At 43.3% G+C, this 14,241-nt stretch carries 20 protein-coding genes and 1 riboswitch; of the genes, 11 read left to right on the plus strand and 9 right to left on the minus strand.

Annotated elements, in window-relative coordinates; all coding sequences use genetic code 11:
- Positions 1-29: 29 nt before the first annotated feature.
- Positions 30-656 carry a hypothetical protein gene (locus AC04MM_RS12870; RefSeq protein WP_475380774.1) on the minus strand — a complete coding sequence of 209 codons (627 nt, stop codon included), beginning with the start codon at positions 654-656 and terminating at the stop codon, positions 30-32.
- A 56-nt stretch (positions 657-712) separates the two neighbouring features.
- Positions 713-809: riboswitch (TPP riboswitch) on the plus strand.
- Here AC04MM_RS12870 and AC04MM_RS12875 point away from each other — a divergent pair.
- The 4 genes from AC04MM_RS12875 to AC04MM_RS12890 all read left to right on the plus strand — a co-directional run bounded on the left by AC04MM_RS12875 (position 801) and on the right by AC04MM_RS12890 (position 3,784).
- Positions 801-1,415, plus strand: coding sequence for an ECF transporter S component (locus AC04MM_RS12875; protein WP_475380775.1), 615 nt, complete (start codon positions 801-803; stop codon positions 1,413-1,415). It overlaps the preceding riboswitch by 9 nt.
- Positions 1,402-2,751, plus strand: a complete 1,350-nt coding sequence (locus AC04MM_RS12880) for an ATP-binding cassette domain-containing protein (RefSeq protein ID WP_475380776.1) — start codon at positions 1,402-1,404, stop codon at positions 2,749-2,751. The genes AC04MM_RS12875 and AC04MM_RS12880 overlap by 14 nt, the downstream gene beginning before the upstream one ends.
- Positions 2,738-3,412 (plus strand): hypothetical protein, encoded by a 675-nt coding sequence (locus AC04MM_RS12885; RefSeq protein ID WP_475380777.1) that lies wholly within the window; start codon positions 2,738-2,740, stop codon positions 3,410-3,412. The genes AC04MM_RS12880 and AC04MM_RS12885 overlap by 14 nt, the downstream gene beginning before the upstream one ends.
- Before the next feature lie 12 nt (positions 3,413-3,424).
- Positions 3,425-3,784, plus strand: a complete 360-nt coding sequence (locus tag AC04MM_RS12890) for a zinc ribbon domain-containing protein YjdM (protein WP_475380796.1) — start codon at positions 3,425-3,427, stop codon at positions 3,782-3,784.
- 50 nt (positions 3,785-3,834) lie between these two features.
- Here the strand turns inward: AC04MM_RS12890 and AC04MM_RS12895 are convergent, their stop codons facing one another.
- The 7 genes from AC04MM_RS12895 to AC04MM_RS12925 form a co-directional block, all read right to left on the minus strand.
- The gene (locus AC04MM_RS12895; protein WP_475380778.1) at positions 3,835-4,173 is read right to left on the minus strand and encodes an ankyrin repeat domain-containing protein; all 339 of its coding nucleotides are present in this window, start codon (positions 4,171-4,173) and stop codon (positions 3,835-3,837) included.
- Between the two features lie 2 nt (positions 4,174-4,175).
- A complete protein-coding gene (mtgA, locus tag AC04MM_RS12900) occupies positions 4,176-4,916 on the minus strand; it encodes a monofunctional biosynthetic peptidoglycan transglycosylase (protein ID WP_475380779.1) in 741 nt (246 codons plus the stop codon).
- A gap of 110 nt (positions 4,917-5,026) precedes the next feature.
- Positions 5,027-5,782: a YkgJ family cysteine cluster protein gene (locus AC04MM_RS12905; RefSeq protein ID WP_475380780.1), complete on the minus strand. Its 756-nt coding sequence runs from the start codon at positions 5,780-5,782 to the stop codon at positions 5,027-5,029.
- The gene (locus AC04MM_RS12910; RefSeq protein ID WP_475380781.1) at positions 5,782-7,017 is read right to left on the minus strand and encodes a DEAD/DEAH box helicase; all 1,236 of its coding nucleotides are present in this window, start codon (positions 7,015-7,017) and stop codon (positions 5,782-5,784) included. The genes AC04MM_RS12905 and AC04MM_RS12910 overlap by 1 nt, the downstream gene beginning before the upstream one ends.
- A 25-nt stretch (positions 7,018-7,042) precedes the next feature.
- Positions 7,043-7,258 (minus strand): hypothetical protein, encoded by a 216-nt coding sequence (locus tag AC04MM_RS12915; protein ID WP_475380782.1) that lies wholly within the window; start codon positions 7,256-7,258, stop codon positions 7,043-7,045.
- 60 nt (positions 7,259-7,318) lie between these two features.
- Positions 7,319-7,729, minus strand: coding sequence for a hypothetical protein (locus AC04MM_RS12920; RefSeq protein WP_475380783.1), 411 nt, complete (start codon positions 7,727-7,729; stop codon positions 7,319-7,321).
- Between the two features lie 95 nt (positions 7,730-7,824).
- On the minus strand, positions 7,825-8,688 hold the full coding sequence (locus AC04MM_RS12925) for an MBL fold metallo-hydrolase (RefSeq protein WP_475380784.1): 864 nt from the start codon (positions 8,686-8,688) through the stop codon (positions 7,825-7,827).
- 173 nt (positions 8,689-8,861) lie between these two features.
- On the opposite strand from AC04MM_RS12925, the gene AC04MM_RS12930 reads away from it, so the two are divergent.
- The 5 genes from AC04MM_RS12930 (at position 8,862) to AC04MM_RS12950 (ending at position 12,673) form a co-directional block, all read left to right on the plus strand.
- Positions 8,862-9,503: a Crp/Fnr family transcriptional regulator gene (locus AC04MM_RS12930; RefSeq protein ID WP_475380785.1), complete on the plus strand. Its 642-nt coding sequence runs from the start codon at positions 8,862-8,864 to the stop codon at positions 9,501-9,503.
- A gap of 66 nt (positions 9,504-9,569) precedes the next feature.
- Positions 9,570-10,997, plus strand: a complete 1,428-nt coding sequence (locus AC04MM_RS12935) for a rhodanese-like domain-containing protein (RefSeq protein WP_475380786.1) — start codon at positions 9,570-9,572, stop codon at positions 10,995-10,997.
- A gap of 18 nt (positions 10,998-11,015) precedes the next feature.
- Complete coding sequence (locus tag AC04MM_RS12940; RefSeq protein WP_475380787.1) at positions 11,016-11,435, plus strand: YeeE/YedE family protein; 420 nt, start codon at positions 11,016-11,018, stop codon at positions 11,433-11,435.
- Between the two features lies 1 nt (position 11,436).
- Complete coding sequence (locus tag AC04MM_RS12945) at positions 11,437-11,865, plus strand: DUF6691 family protein (RefSeq protein ID WP_475380788.1); 429 nt, start codon at positions 11,437-11,439, stop codon at positions 11,863-11,865.
- 7 nt (positions 11,866-11,872) lie between these two features.
- Positions 11,873-12,673, plus strand: a complete 801-nt coding sequence (locus tag AC04MM_RS12950; protein ID WP_475380789.1) for a sulfite exporter TauE/SafE family protein — start codon at positions 11,873-11,875, stop codon at positions 12,671-12,673.
- A gap of 45 nt (positions 12,674-12,718) precedes the next feature.
- On the opposite strand, the gene AC04MM_RS12955 is transcribed toward AC04MM_RS12950, so the two are convergent.
- Positions 12,719-13,105: a cupin domain-containing protein gene (locus tag AC04MM_RS12955; RefSeq protein ID WP_475380790.1), complete on the minus strand. Its 387-nt coding sequence runs from the start codon at positions 13,103-13,105 to the stop codon at positions 12,719-12,721.
- 359 nt (positions 13,106-13,464) lie between these two features.
- On the opposite strand from AC04MM_RS12955, the gene AC04MM_RS12960 reads away from it, so the two are divergent.
- The gene (locus AC04MM_RS12960; protein WP_475380791.1) at positions 13,465-13,746 is read left to right on the plus strand and encodes a transposase; all 282 of its coding nucleotides are present in this window, start codon (positions 13,465-13,467) and stop codon (positions 13,744-13,746) included.
- Positions 13,747-13,898: 152 nt separating this feature from the next.
- Positions 13,899-14,241 (plus strand): IS3 family transposase (locus tag AC04MM_RS12965; protein WP_475380792.1); only part of this gene is annotated, 343 nt, incomplete at its 3' end.

Raw genomic sequence — 14,241 nt, forward strand, 5'->3', positions numbered from 1 at the left:
ATTACGTTTGTTTATGTTAAGAAAAAAGCTCACTTATTTTTTAAGTGAGCTTTTTTTTGCGATGTCGAATACATCAGGAGCGGATGACTGCATTCGATCGTAAGTTCGCCAAGGGCATTGTTAGACAGGGTGTGTGAAGACAGGCGTTTGATTTGTGTTAAGCGTTTTAACGGGTAGGCCACTTTGCCTGTGATTTTTAATTTTACATTTTCAAAGGCTACCAGTGAAAACCCACCTATCCAGTCTAACTGGTTTTTACCTGCTGGGATTAACACTTCGTCGTCATTTAAGATCACGGAAATACCGGCATTAACTACAAAGTCATAAATTTCTCCCAGATTAAAAAGGCGGTGATCCAAGCGGTATTCGTTTTTCAAATCCGGAAACAGTCCAAAGGCCTCAACCCAGTGAATATCTTTCGGCAACAGTTTTAAAGCGTGATGCAGGTCAGATTCATTTTTTTTCTTTGGCAGTTTGATCTGCGGTTTAAAGCGGGCTGAATCCTGATCGCCGATGCTCTGCCAGTTTGTATTTTTGTTGAAATGCGATTTTTTATATTTTAAACCGCCGTCGATAAAGACGATCGGGGTATCAGCCGTGTAAGAAAGTTTGCGGCGGTCGGTGCAGGGGCCTACTAAAATAGCTTTATCACTCATGGCAATGCCTTTTTAAAAAAGTGTTGTGTCTAAGAATAACTTTATGTTAGTTGTATCAAAAAAACTAGGGGTGGTTGTTATAAAACAGCCTGAGATTAAACCCTAATAACCTGTCAAGATAATGCTTGCGAAGGGAAGGTAACGATGTCGTCATCAGTGCGCGCAATCGCGTCTAATTTATCAATCAAACAATTAACCAGCCAGTACACTATTTTTGAAGTAGTGTTTCTGTGTGTCGTTTCTGTAGCCCTCGGAGTTGCGTTCTGGGGTTGGACCTTCGCCTATGAAATCACCAAGCCCGCTTTAAAACTTGTCGGCTTAAACTATTTAGCGGCTGGCTTTTGGATTTTTGCTTCGGTGTTTGTCCCGGCGATAATCCGCAGGCCTTTGGTGGCGGTGATTGCTTCTGTCATTGCGGCCGGTGTTGAAGGTGTTATCACTCATTGGGGCGTGATGGCCTTAGTGTGGGGCTTGGTGCAGGGGCTGGGGGCTGAAGCTGTATTTGCAGCTACCGGCTACCGTAAATGGTCATTTAAAGTTTTATTGTTCGCAGCGGTCATGTCGTCAACCGCAAGCTATGTGTTAGACTATTTTTACTACGGTTATGCGCAGCTTGCGGTCAGACTTCAGCTTACGCAGTATTTATCGTTTGTGATTTCGGCAGCGCTGTTAGCCGGAGTGTTGGCCTATGTGCTTGTTGAACGATTAAATAAATTAAATCTGTTAAAACGCTTTTTAGCCGCGCGTGCTGCGACTTAGTCCGTTTAAGTTTTATTACTCCGGTTCAGCGCAAAAACAACCGCAGCTTTTTTCTGAAAGCCAGATTGATTTTGCGCAGCGCGGGCTTTACTTGATCACTGGGCCATCGGGCTCGGGAAAAAGTACGCTATTGGCGTTAATAAAAGGTTTAGCTCCGTACTCTATTCCCGGACACTTTGTCGGTAAAATCCATTATAAGGATCATTTGGTTGATCAGGAGTTTGTTCGCGCCACGCAAAACGAAGTGGTTTACCTGTTTCAAAATCCGCAGCAACAAATGATTCACCAGAACACGCAGCTTGAGTTTTGTTTTACCGCCGAGAGCCAACAGCTGGAATACGAAGTCTTTGCCCAAGAAAAAAAGCGTCTCACTGAAGAGTTTGCACTGAGTGCGCTATGGAATAAAAAAACTTTCGAACTCTCCTTAGGCGAAGCCCAGCGCTTATTGCTGGCCTCGCTTTTAGCAAGTCGGCCGCAGGTTTTGCTTTTGGATGAACCCACAGCTTTTATGGATCAGCCCGCGCGCCAACTCTTTTACGCGCATTTGCAAGAACTCAAAACGCGCTATCTTATTCTGTTGGTCGATCATCACTTAAGTGAAGTCAGCGGTTATGCAGATCATGTGCTTGCGGTTGGAGAAGATGGCTGTGTGCAAATAAAAGATACAGCTTTTCTGACGCAACTGCCATCGCTTAAGCCTGATATTGCTAAGTCTTTGCCGCTTGAAAGCTCTGAGCCGTACCGTATTGAATTTTCGCAGGTGAATTTTTCTTACCGACAAGGCCTGCCAGGTTTGCAGAATATCTGCTTTCGTGCCCAAAGCCCAGATGTGGTGGTAATCCGCGGAGCAAATGGTTCCGGCAAAAGTACGTTTTTAAAACTGCTGGCCGGATTTTTAAAACCGCAAAAAGGAACCATCACTCACTCTGAAGCTAAGCGCCGCAACTGGGTTAAAACAGTCGGCTATGTGATGCAAAACCCGGAAGATAATTTTTTATACGACACGGCGGCTGAAGAAGTAGAGCGAACTGATCCTGAAGTGGTGCAACGTTTTTTTAATGGTAGAAATCTAAATGTATCGCCGTATTCGCTCTCGGAAGGAGAGAAACGCCGTTTATCACTGCTGGTGCATCTAAACAGTGAGAAAAAAGTTATTCTCTATGATGAGCCGACCTTCGGATTGGATGAAAAAAACAAACGTCTGGTGGCTGAAAGTATATTAAAATACAAAGAAAAAAATATTTTACAGATCGTAGTCACCCACGACGACACCTTTGCTGGCTGGATTGCTGATCGCACCTATGAACTGCGCGGAGGGCAGCTTGCAGAAACTTAGTTACCGGTCCTTGTACCCGGAAAAAATTCATTCGCTGACAAGTCTGTATGTTGTTGTTCTGTCTCTGGCAATGATGTTTATAGCCGGCCACACCTTGGTATTTTTAACGACATTTGCACTTACTTGTGGCTATTTTTTTTATTTGGGTCTATCACTTTTGCATTTTTTAAAAGTCGTTATTTATACTTTGGGCTTTGCGGCTTTTTATCTGTTGATGATGTTGTTGTTTCCGGGAGGAGACAGTTTCTTTTACGGTAAGCAGCTGTTAGCTGTATTTAGCAGTGTCGATTTTTTTACCAGTAAAGAGTTTACGGTTTTTCAACGTTTGTTTTTTGTTTCGACGATTTCAGTCTGCGCTCTTACGGTGATCCGCATTGAAGTCGTGCTGCTTGCGCTGGCGCAGAAAAACCGTATTTCGGTGATGTTTGTTTATCCGCTGCTCTTTGCCCTAAGTTCGATCACACTTCTTAAGCATAAGTATGAGTTGTACGTATTTAATGCGCGCCTGCGCAAGCTTAAGGGTTTTTTGCTGCCGCGCCTATTATTTCAGTTTCTGGTGTTTGTCTTACGTTTTTCTGAAAGTGGTGCGCTGTCGTTGATTGCCCGTGGCCTATCGCCGCAAAAAAAATCATATTACGATTTTAATGACAAAAGTGGTTAAGCTTTGTTTAATATGCTGATGCAAAACCGTTGTCCAAAATGCCAATCAGAAAATATCTACCAAGACGGAAACCTGTGGGTTTGCCCCGAGTGTGCCCATGAGTGGCTCGAAGGGGATAAAGCCCCAGACGCCGCGAATATCGCCGAAGCTGATACCGCTATCCGTGATGCCAACGGTAATGTGCTGGCCGATGGTGATTCTGTGATCGTTATGAAAGATTTAAAAATCAAAGGTTCATCCAGTGTGGTAAAGGGTGGCACTAAAGTGCGTAATATCCGCCTGACGGATGCCGGTGACGGGCATAACATCGCCTGCAAGATCGATGGTCTGGGGTCGATCAACTTAAAATCTGAATTCGTCAAAAAATCCTAAGGTGAGAATTAGGCTCTGGTGTTTGACAACAAATATAGAATTATATTTCGTTAGCGAAATCGAAAAAGATTTAGAATTTTTTTTAGCCAGTGTGGTTTTGTGGGCCGGGGAGGCATTAAGGCCAAGAGCTCCGTTTGCTTAAGGCGCTTGGCTGCTTCATAGGCTGTCAGGTTGTCGAATTCAGAGGTTAAATGTGGGTCTGCGCCATTGGCCAAGAGATACTTGGCTACCGCAATATGGCCTTCGCAGATCGCTGCGACCAGTGGTAGTGAGTGAATTTCTGGATGTTGGTAATTCGGGTTAACCCCGTTACCGATATGGTACTGAACCAGCGATAAATCTCCGGTTGCGGCTGCCTTAAAGAGTTCTTTCCAATCACCGGCTGACATGATTAGTTTTCTTTTTCGTCTTCATCAGAATCGAATTTAAGATCAAAGAAATCTGAGATACTTGAATCATCTTCCGGTTTAGGGATCTGAGGCGATACGCGAAATAATATTTTATGCTGACGGTTGGTCACGTAGTTAGATGGGCGGTCAATGCGGAACCTGCGCGGATTAGGAAGAACCGCCGCCATCAGCGAAGCCTGGGCCGGATTAAGTGCTTTAGCAGATTTTTTAAAATACTTGTTAGAGGCTGCCTCGACGCCGTAAACACCAGAACCTAATTCGACCACATTTAAATAGACTTCTAAAATGCGTTCTTTAGACCAGAATGTTTCGATCAATATCGTAAAGTAAGCTTCTAAACCTTTACGAACCCAGTCTCTGGCAGGCCATAAAAACACATTTTTGGCTGTTTGTTGGCTGATCGTGCTGGCGCCTTTTTTTCTTTTGTGAGTGGCGTTGTATTTCATCGCTTTTTCGATAGCATCAAAATCAAAACCGTAGTGATCAAAAAATTTATAATCTTCGGCCTTAAGCACGGCTTTTTGCATCGACGGGGCGATATCTTCCAGAGGTACCCAGGTATGTTCGATACCGACAAATTTATCCTGAAACAAAGATGCGACTGAGCGCCAGACCATCAGTGGTGTATACTGAACCGGAACAAAACGGTAAAAGATCACGGTGCCAATCGTGCTGACAAAAAATAGAAAGATAAATTGAAAAAATAACCGGCGTAATTTCACAGCGCTTACATAGCATTCTAACTAAACAGAGGCAAGGCTGTCTCCTACTATGATGTAGTCTCTGCTTAGGTCTGGCCAGAGTCAGATTTTTTTTAGCTAAATTTGTTCAGCTAAACCGTTAAGTTTAACTGACTTTTTTCCAACTGCAGAAACTCTGGCGCGAGTAGCGAATCAAGTGCTGCCGACGGGATGGTTAACGCGATTTTTCTGGCTTCTTGGTAGAACTCTAATTTGCGGGTGGCCCACTTCTCCCAGGCGGCTGCAATAAAGTAGTCGCGCTCGTCATCTTCGGTGTTTGGATCAATCGCCGCCTGACAGTAACTTAAGACATTTTCATTTAAACCCATTTTATCGATGACGGCACAGGCCAGCTGCCATTCAAAGTGGTTTAAATATTTTTCGACATCTTTCCAGTAATCAAGGCCTCGTTGACCCTGATCACTTTTGCAGAAATACGACGTGCACACACCGGGACGGTATTGCCAGATCGAACACTGGTTTTTTTGACTATCAAAAAACGGACACAGTAACTCGGATTGCTGACCAAAGCCCTCGGCGCCATAGCTTGCAATTTTTAATTGTTCTGTGCTCGAAGGAAAAAGACCTACCGGCAGCAAGAGTCCGCGCGGTTCAGATTTCTCCAGATCAGCTGCAGTCAATGCACCTAAACTAAAATTTGGAAGATAGGGAAAATAGGTGCAGCACTTAAGGTTGTTTAAAAATGGACCGGCATCGCGGGTAAGCCCGGTAGGTTTAACCATCGCACAGTTATCACAGGTAGCTAAAGATTCAGATTTAAGTGCGGTGAGACGCTCTTGCAGCCATGGTTCATAACCCTGCGGATAAATCTTTTGCTTCATGGTCATTATTTTTTCCGGCGGCGTACTTGTTTCTGTGCTTTTTCTTCGATGGCGATCATTTCAGAAAAACTTACATCTTTCTGTGGCGGCGCCATCATCACGCTGTCGTAAACACGCTTGCTGACTTTCAGAACCTCGATCGGTTTACCTAAGAACTCTTCAATATCCAAGAATAGCTTGCGCTCTTCACTCGCGCAGAAAGAAACCGCCAGGCCTTTATTAAAGCCGCGGCCGGTACGACCGATGCGGTGAACGTAGTTTTCCGGCTTTTCAGGCAGATCATAATTGATCACATGGGTCACATCGGGAATATCGATGCCGCGGGCACTTACGTCGGTTGCGATGAGCACGTTGCACTTACTCTGGCGAAACTTTTTTAATACCTCTGTGCGGTCTGCCTGATCTTTTTCGCCGTGTAAGGTCAAGGTTTCGATTTCAAACTTTTCCATGGCTTTGGCTACACGCTCGGCACGCACACGCGTACGCACGAACACGACAAATTTACCTTCGGGATTCTGGTTTAAGTACTCGCGTAAGAAAAAACGTTTGTCATCCATCTCAACAAACATCACCGCGTGGGATACGTTTTTTGAAACCGGGTCTTCCGGAGAAATCTGGATACGGATGGCATTGCTGCGCACCTGTGAGTAAGCCAGTTTTTTAATTTTTGGGTTGATCGTGGCTGAAAAGAACAACGTTTGGTGCTGCGGGTGAAGTTTACGTTTGATATCTTCGATATCGTCGATGAAGCCTAAATCAAGCATGTGATCAGCTTCGTCCAAAACTAAAATTTCAACCGGGTTCACGTTGATAAATCCCTGGCTGATCAGATCGAACATTCGTCCGGGAGTGGTAATTAAAATGTCCACGCCGTCCTGAAGTTTAGTGATTTGTCTATCCTGCTCAACGCCACCGTAGACAGCAAAGGCTTTTACTTTGGTGTGTTTGCACAGGCTATTAAAAACCTCGCCAATCTGTTGTGCCAGCTCGCGGGTAGGAACCATAATCAGACACTTAATGCCGCGGTTACGTTTGCTGAATTTATCCGAATGCAACATGTGAACGATTGGAATCGCAAAGGCTGCCGTTTTGCCGGTGCCGGTCTGCGCGATAGCTAAGACATCTTCACCTTTTAGAACCGAAGGGATGACTTTGTATTGGATATCAGTGGTGCGGAAGAAACCCAGGTTATTAAGGTTTTTAACCAGGTCATCTGAGAGGTGGAATTTTTCAAATTTCATAGAGCCGTTTATACAATTGAAACAGTCAGTCTTTCAAGCGCCATTCGTTAGAGGTGATCAGACGGGCCCCACGTTTTGAAAAAAGGTAACTCCACGCCCACTGGGTCATGACCGCAACACGGTTTTTAAACCCGACAAGGTATAAAATGTGAATAAAAAACCACGCTATCCACGCTATAAAGCCGGTCATCTTTAAGCGGCCTGACTGCGCCAGGGCGCGGTTTCTTCCGATTGTCGCCATCGGGGCCTACGACAATTCGTTTCGTGGCGCGGCCTGGTCTTTCGGAAAATAATCGTCGTTTTAAGAGCTAAGTTTCGGAGTGCCGATAAATTTTTTAAGTTCTAAAACCTGAGTCACAAGCATTGGGTCGCGGCTCTGCGCCACCATCAGTTTAGATTTAAAATCAGCATACATTTCGGATTGATCAAACAGCGAGTGCACTTCGGTGAGCACAGATTGGTGCAGCTCCGCAACGACTGTATTTTCATCATCCAGCGATTCATCCATGCGTACCACAAGGCTGGTGATTTTTTTTAACCAATCAAAATCTTCGTGTGACATCGACAAATGCAAGACATCGTACGGCGATAACTGCTTGTTGTTCTGAGCTTCGTATTTTTCTTTTTGAAACTGTAATAAAGATTTATGCACGCGCAAAAGGAGTTGTGTAATTTTGGTCAGTTCAGCTTTGTGGTTTACAGAGGCAGTCATATCAAATCCTTAGCTATCTGTACGTATAGGATAGTTTATCAATTGGGTCAATGTCAGCAAAGAAATTCTTAATTCAAAATAAGCAGCACAAAATTTTATTCTCTGATCGGAATTTTTAAATATTTGGTGCCATTATTTTCTGCCTTCGGTAAGTGACCGGCATCAATATTAACCTGCACGCTTGGTAGCAGCAGTCGTGGTGCTGCCAATGTTTTATCGCGGGTATTTCTAAATTCGACAAATTCGTTTTTGGTTGTCTTGGCTTTAAGTTGAATATTTTTTTCTTTTTCTTCGGCAATTGTTGACTCAAATGCTAAATCTCTGCCATTTGGAAGGTAGTCATGCCCGACAAAAACCCTGTAGTGGTCAGGTAATTTATAAATCTTTTCATGCACAGAATTGTAAAGATCATCGGCGCTTCCGGCCGGGAAATCACAGCGGCCGGTGCCGTAGTCAGGCATAAATAGCGCATCGCCGGTAAAAACGGCATCGCCGATAATATAGGTGCCACAGGCTGGCGTGTGGCCTGGGGTGTAGATTGTGTCGATTTTTAATGAGCCAGCCATCAGTGGTTTTCCTTCTTCAAGTAAAAGGTCGAACTGACTGCCATCTGTTTTGAAATCAGGATCCAGATTGAAGACATTTTTAAAAACTTTCTGAACTTCAGTGATTTTGGCGCCGATTCCGACTTTTGCACCAGGAATTTTACTCTTTAAAATCTGAGAGCCTGAAACATGGTCTGCATGAGCATGAGTTTCCAAAATGTAATGAATTTTGAGGTTGTTTGCCTGGACGTAGTTCAGCACTTCCTCGGCTGATTTTTGGCTCATCTTTGAGGCGGCTGGGTCGTAATCCCAAACAGGGTCAATGATAATGGCATCTTTGGTTGCCGGATCCTGAACGACGTAAGTCATTGTCCAGGTGGCTTTATCGAAGAAGGCTTTTACCTGTGGTTTCATAGATACTCCCGGTTAGATTTAGACATAATGTAACCTTAGTTACTTAATAATATAGTCTATTGGTGGGATAGTAATTATGTGCTAGATCATAATTACCTTTAAAAAAACGCATAACATCAAAGGTGCAGCCGATCCTGCGTTGCATTTTATGAAAAACTAATTAGTATTTTGTTATGGAAATTAACGAGTTATGGTCTAACTTACCGCAAGAAATTCGTTGGCAGTTAGAGTCGCAATCTACGGTGTTAAACGTTAAACGTGGCGATTTAGTCTATCGCCAAGGCGAAAAACCCCAAGGTTTGTATTTCGTTAAAGAAGGGCTAGTTGGGTTAACCAAGCTGGGTTCGAGTGGTAAAGAGCATTTGCTTAGGTTTTTTATCAAAGGCCAGTTCTTCGGGCACCGAACTTTGTTTTCTGATGAAGTGTACCATGCCTCTACGATCGCCCTTGAGGCAACTAAGTTAAAGTTTGTCCCAAAAGAAACCGTGTTTAAGATTTTAGACGCACATCCGCAGTTCTTAAAAGATATTGTGCGCGTGCTATCGCGTGAACTAAGACAGTGTGAAAACCAGCATGTCTTAATTTTGGATAATCAGATCGGCATTCGCGTCGCTCAAAGCCTCATTTTTCTGAAAGATCTTCATCCCGAGCACAACTGGACCAGACAAGAGATCGCAAATTTTTGTGCAAGCACGGTGTCAACCGTTATTAAAGCGCTGTCTGAATTGGAGGCTTCTGGGCTAATTGCGCAAGACGGCCGCTCAATAAAGATTTTAGACCGTGCTAAGCTAATCTCAATGCAGGACGAAATTTAATAATAAACGCGTAAATTGTGTGCCAGCACATATTGCGCCGGTTCTTAGGTATGTCATTATGTCGACATGGAGCCAAAGTCAAAACTAACAGAATTAAGCTGCGAGCAAGTCTACAATATCTGGTTATCAGAACCAGAGGTTTTAAAACTGTACGACTGCAGATCTAACGAGGAGTATGTCGAAGCACATATTCCAGGGGCAGTGCATACTCTGGGTTCAGAGCTTTCCAAAATCTTATCAGGCTTAAGCCAAAAACTGGCAGTTCTGATTGTAAGTCCTGAAGATAAGAATAAAATAGCTGAGACACTGTCGAGTTTTGATAATTTTGTTTTATTAACAGACTGTCATCGTTGGAGTGAATTAAATTTTCCGCTGACATCCGACTTTGAATCAAAAAATTTTAACTTCGTGCACAGAAAAGGACTAAATATGAAAAGCGATATTATTTTTCAACAGCTTTTTGACGCTGAGTCATCAACTTACACGTATATTATTGCGGATAAAAAGACGAAAGAAGCAGCTATCATAGATCCGGTCTTAGAAACAGTCGATCGCGATATTAAACTGATTGATGAGTTGGGTCTTCGGGTTATCTATGCTTTAGACACGCATATTCACGCAGATCATATTACGGGCGCTGGCGAACTTAGAAAAAGACTTGGTCTTAAAACAGCTGTAAGCCAGGCAGCTGCCGTTGAATGTGCCGATGTCGCGCTCGAACATGGGCAAGAGCTGCTTTTAGGTGATAAAAAAATAAAAGTCATTGCAACGCCAGGGCATACGAACACCTGTCTGAGTTATTACTTTGAGGGCATGATTTTTACCGGTGATGCCTTGTTGATCCGTAGTTGTGGACGAACTGATTTTCAACAGGGAAGTTCTGATAAACTATTTCATAGTGTCAGAGAAAAACTATTTAAACTGCCTGGAGAAACTGTGGTGTACCCCGCACACGACTACCGTGGACATACATCTTCAACGATAGCCACCGAAAGGCAGTTCAACGCAAGACTAAATGAATCAATTGACTTAGAAGGGTATAAAAAAATTATGTCAGAATTAAAGCTCGCGGATCCGAAAAAAATCCATGAAGCCGTGCCGGCAAATTTGGCATGCGGAATCGTGAAAGATGCGCGCTCGCTACATCCAAAAGTAGTGGATGGTGTGCCTGAGGTGTCGACCGAAGAATTGCATGCGCATTTAAGTGATGTTCAAAAGCGAAAAATAAAAATCATTGATGTGCGTAGACCCGACGAGTTCAATAACGAGCTTGGCCACATCGAGGGGGCCGCGTTAGTGACATTGGGAGCAGAGCTTACGCAGTATTTAGAGCGTGGCGATCGCAGTGAAGAAATTGTTTTTGTCTGCCGCAGCGGTGCTCGCTCGGCAACAGCGACGAACGAAAGCCTTAAGTTGGGATATAAATTCACAGCTAATATGGTTGGCGGCATGATTCGCTGGAATGAAAATAAATTTGCAACGGTTAAAAACTAAAATCGAAAGGATGTTAAAATGAAAATGGAATGGATTAATGCCTTAATAGGCGGAGTTTTGATCGGCACGTCGGTTTCATTGATGTTGTTATGGAATGGGCGTGTAACCGGAATCAGTGGCATCATCAACGGCGTTTTTTCTGTGCCCAAAGGCGATACCCTATGGAGAGTTCTTTTCATTGCAGGCCTTTTTTTGGGTGGATTGGTTATGCGTCAGCTTGATCCCGGAGTTTTTGAAAATACTTTAACTCAGGCTGCATGGACGCCTATCGTTGCAGGTTTGTTGGTGGGTTTCGGAACCATCATGGGAAGCGGCTGCACCAGTGGTCATGGTGTGTGTGGTATAAGCAGAATGTCGCCACGATCAATCGTTGCCACAGTTGTCTTTATGGTGGCTGGAATTATCTCTGTTTATTTGTTCAGAACATTAGGAGTGTAAAATGAAAAACGCATTAGCTGCATTAGTTGTAGGTTTTGTTTTTGCGATTGGTCTAGGTATTTCGGGTATGACCCAGCCCCAAAAGGTGATTGGCTTTTTAGATTTATTCGGCAACTGGGATCCTTCGCTGATTTTTGTTATGGTGGGAGCAATTTTGGTTCACTTTGTGACCTATAAGCTAATTAGAAGAAGAAACTCACCACTGCTTTCAACGCAGTGGCACGTTCCTACTAAAAAAGAAATCACACCGGCTTTAATTGTGGGTTCATTTATTTTTGGTGTGGGTTGGGCCTTAGGTGGCTTTTGCCCGGGACCAGCAGTGACATCACTGGCTAGTTTCGACATTAAAGTTTTTCAGTTCGTGGTAAGTATGCTTGTCGGAATGTTTTTATTTAGACAGGTAGATAAGGTTTTTAAATTTCAGAAGTGAGTTGTTTATGGAAACTGTAGGTTATATCGCCTCGATATTTATGGGATTATCTCTAGGGATGATCGGTGGCGGCGGTTCAATTTTAACGGTGCCAATACTGGTGTACTTATTTAGCACCAATCCGATCACGGCAACGGCCTATTCACTTTTTATCGTCGGCACGACGGCCCTGGTCGGAGGAGTATCGTACCTTAAAAAAGGTGAAGTCGATCTTAAAACCGGATTTATTTTTGCGGTTCCCAGTTTTATTGGGGTTTATTTAACAAGGGCTTATGTTGTACCAGCACTTCCGGATCCGGTTTTTTCATTGGGAACATTTGTGTTTTCAAAGCCACTGCTTATCATGTTGGTTTTTGCAGTGCTTATGGTGGCAGCCTCAGCTTCAATGATTAAGACAAAAAAATCAGAAGCTAAAAAAGCTGATTTGTCGCCAACGTCAAAATTTTTATTGATCGCCGGCGAAGGTCTGATTGTCGGCGCGGTGACTGGGTTTGTCGGCGCTGGCGGCGGATTTTTAATTATCCCGGCACTGGTGGTTCTGGTTGGTATGCCGATGAAAATGGCCGTGGGCACATCGCTATTTATTATCGCCGCTAAATCACTGATTGGATTTACCGGAGATTTACAGCATCATGCACAGATTGACTGGAAGCTTTTGTTTACAATCACAGGTATTGCCGTGATTGGCTTATTTATCGGTATGACTTTATCTAAAAAGGTTTCTGAAAAAGGGCTAAAAAAAGGATTTGGTTATTTCGTGTTAATTATGGGTGCTTTTATTTTGATTGATCAGATTCAGAAATTGTAAGAACTGGTAAACATGGTGATTCCGGATTGATGAGTATCGAACTTGTTAAAGCTCTGCTTGAAATTTGACATCAGTTTGGAGTAGTTGCCTATTGATAACCAGAATCTCAGCCTCAGAATTTGAGCGATTCTCCATGTGGTGAAGAAGCTTTGAATTAGCAGAAAAGCAAATGCTGTCTCCTGCCGTTAACTCGCACTCTGTAACCCCCTCAATCGCAAATAACTGGCCCTTTATAACATAAACAAACTCATCAGTTTGCTCGTGATAATGTGGAGCTGAGGTACGGGAGCCGGGTTTAACAACGTCGTGATGGATAAAAAAGTCTTTAGTTTCTAGTGCAGAGGATAGAACAGCAGATAGCGAATAAGATTCATTCGTTTTAGAAGATTTTAACTGTTGATGTTGGAGATTGTGGCCTTTTAAAACTTTCATTAGAAAAATCTTATGCGGTGCCTATCTAAAAGGGAACTGTTACCTAAAAATTGGTGAACTCAGTCCACCATTGGACAAACGTCACCAACTGCTTGATTTTAAACCATATTCCTTTATTCGGCGCAATCGAATTTCCTCTGAAGCGAGTATATTGATCGCCGAAAAGTACCAAAATGGCAGTTCTCTACGCCAGATAGCAAAGCTATTGGGATGCTCTAAAACCAAGATTAGGTCGGAACTTAAAAAGGCTAATGTGATTCTTCGGGAATCGATCACTCAAGAGACAAACCAGCGTTTGACCTGCTCCCCTTAAACCGCGCCATGTGATAAGTTCTAATGGTGCTAAGAAAGGGGCAAATATGCCAAAAGGAAAACGAGTCGGAGCCGAAGAAATCGTATCAAAACTACGTCTAGCAGAGGTTGATTTAGCCAAAGGCGGATCAATCGAAGAAGTTTGTAAAAAACTTCAAATTTCAACGCAAAGTTTTTATCGCTGGCGTAAAGAATATGGCGGATTGGAAATCGACCAAGCTAAAAAGCTAAAAGAACTAGAGCGCGAAAACGCACGATTAAAGCGTTTGGTTGCTGATCAAGCGTTGGACAATGCCATGCTTCGCGATGTTGCATCGGGAAACTTCTAAGCCCGGTAAGAAAACGTCAGGCTGTAGAAAGTCTAAAGAAAAATTACCACGTTTCTGAACGAAGAGCTTGTCGGGCGATTAATCAACCAAGATCCACACAAAGACATAAGTCAGCTGATGAATCGCAAGATTCGATTTTAATCAGACAACGTGTGCTTGCTTTAGCAAAGAAATATGGTCGCTATGGTTATCGAAGAATCTGGGCACTACTTAAAACTGAAGGTTTTCATGTGAACGTAAAACGTATCTACCGAATATGGCGCCAGGAGGGATTGAAAGTTCCTAGCAAACAACCCAAAAAGGCAAGACTGTGGTTGAATGATGGTTCTTGCATTAGGCTTCGTCCAGAATATAGAAACCATGTTTGGAGTTATGATTTTGTCGAAGATAAAACACATGATGGAAGAAAGTTTAGAATGTTTAATGTGATTGATGAATATACGCGTGAATGTTTAGCGATCCGTGTGCGCAGAAAATTAAATTCTAAGGATGTTT

It is taken from the genome of Bdellovibrio sp. SBM16, from assembly GCF_056175625.1.